Consider the following 2082-nt stretch of genomic DNA (forward strand, 5'->3'; position numbering starts at 1 on the left):
ACCTAGTAGAGATATGTTAAAAATAGGATAAGGATCTTTTCCATGAAAACCTCTAATAGTCATAATACGGTTGACGATTATGAATGTAGACCAAAGAGTAAAAATGCATTCATACTCGTTATTTGCTGCCTCTACTTTGTTCAAGGTATTCCTATTGGATTAACCTTTCATGCTATACCCACATTATTAAAAAATCTAGGGTTACCACTTGAACTTATTTCGTTAGTTCCATTGGCTGGAATATTCTGGGCGATTAAATTTTTATGGGCACCATTTGTTGAAAATCATTGGATAGAACGCATAGGACGAAGGAAATCTTGGATTGTTCCAATGCAACTCATTATGGTTGGGACGCTTATTTGTCTATCCGTGGTAACTATTAATGAAAAAACTTTAATATTACTTACCTCGTTATTAGCGATAATTTCAATTGTGGGATCAACTCAAGATATCGCGACAGATGGTTTAGCCGCTGAACACAGTGATAAGGCTGATTTAGGCTTAATCAATGCGATTCAAGTATCTGGGATTATAATTGGAATGTTACTCGCTGGCCCTTTTGCTATGGTTGCTTTTGAGCAGATCGGGTATCAAGTGAGTATGATATTACTTGCTGCTGTTGCTTTCTGTGCTTTACTTCCAGTCTTATTTTGGCAAGAGCCTAAAATTGTTCAAGCGACAGAGGTAAATAAAGCCTCATTGAGCCAGTTTTTCAAAACACCTAATGCTGTCCCGACTTTACTCTTATGTTCAGGTGCTACCTTATGCGGCGTGATTATTCTGGCATTATCGAAGTTTATACTGGTTGACCTGTCGTGGTCGATGTCGCAAGTAGGAATGTTAACTGGTGTTGGTCATTTATTAGTGATGTTGGTAGGTTGCTTTTCTGCCAGCATATTTATTAAACGTCAAGGTTACCGCGTCACCTTATTGGCAGGTTTGAAATTGGTGCTCTTTGGTGGCCTATTATGGATTGCGATTGCTGAAAACTGGCTGACGGGGACTTGGATTGTTTGGCTTACATCAATTCTGGTTGGTTTTGGCATGGGGTTTGTCGCGGTAAGCACCTATACCTATTCAATGCGCTTTTCACAGCAAACACTTCAACCCGCGACTAATATTGCTTTCTTCCAAGGTACTCAGACGTTTGGCGAAATTATTTTTTCATCGGTAGCGACAAGCCTTGCTGGGGTTGCTAGCTATAGTATTGCGTTAGGAATGGGGGAGATCATCGCTCTGATATGTTTATTCGCTTTGCTAAAGTTGCGTCATTACAGCCATTGGCGAGATGCCCATTGTAAAATTAGTTAGGTTTCTAATTTTACTTCCGGTAATTACACGAACACAAAAACTACCTAAGAGGTGGTTTTTGTGTTTTATATCAAGGGATATCAAAGCGCGTTAAGCCATCACTTATCATTTTGCTATTCATGTCGCTTGTCAGGTATTAGAAATCCCAATCTTCATCCTCTGTTGCGACGGCTTTACCAATGACATAAGAAGATCCAGAACCCGAGAAAAAATCATGATTCTCATCGGCATTGGGAGAGAGTGCAGCCATTATCGCGGGGCTAACTTGGCATAATTCATCCGGAAAGAGAGGTTCAAAACCTAGGTTCATTAACGCTTTATTGGCATTGTAATGCAGGAAATGTTTCACATCTTCGGTGAGGGCTACATCTTCGGTGAGGCTTACATCATCGTACAATGATTCTGTATATTGGCTTTCTAATTCATATAACGAAAACATCAAAGAGAAAGCTTCGTCTTTAACACGATCTTGTTCCGCTTCATCGAGTTCATTGAAGGCTTGTTGGAATTTATAGCCAATGTAATAGCCATGAATGGCTTCATCGCGAATGATCAAACGAATTAAATCTGCAGTGTTGGTTAACTTGGCGCGACTTGACCAGTACATAGGTAGATAGAAGCCTGAATAAAACAAAAAGCTTTCAAGGAAAACACTGGCGACCTTCTTCTTCAACGGATCTTCATTGGCTTTGTATGTAGTGGCATAGTGAATTTGGTCACTTAGTTAGAGGTGATATTATCACCTCATAAGTTAACAGGTGACATTATGAC

Annotated in this window: 1 protein-coding gene and 1 pseudogene; one reads left to right on the forward strand and one right to left on the reverse strand. The window is 39.7% G+C overall.

What is annotated here, in order from left to right; all coding sequences use genetic code 11:
* Positions 1 to 42: 42 nt before the first annotated feature.
* Positions 43 to 1311, forward strand: coding sequence for an MFS transporter (locus tag ASV53_RS23725; protein WP_094958959.1), 1269 nt, complete (start codon positions 43 to 45; stop codon positions 1309 to 1311).
* A gap of 136 nt (positions 1312 to 1447) precedes the next feature.
* On the opposite strand, the pseudogene ASV53_RS23730 reads toward ASV53_RS23725, so the two are convergent.
* Positions 1448 to 2005 (reverse strand): annotated as a pseudogene (locus ASV53_RS23730) (ribonucleotide-diphosphate reductase subunit beta); the annotation flags it as partial.
* Between the last annotated feature and the right edge of the window lie 77 nt (positions 2006 to 2082).

It is taken from the genome of Photobacterium sanguinicancri (assembly GCF_002265265.1).
GTDB classification, from domain to species: Bacteria; Pseudomonadota; Gammaproteobacteria; order Enterobacterales; family Vibrionaceae; genus Photobacterium; species Photobacterium sanguinicancri.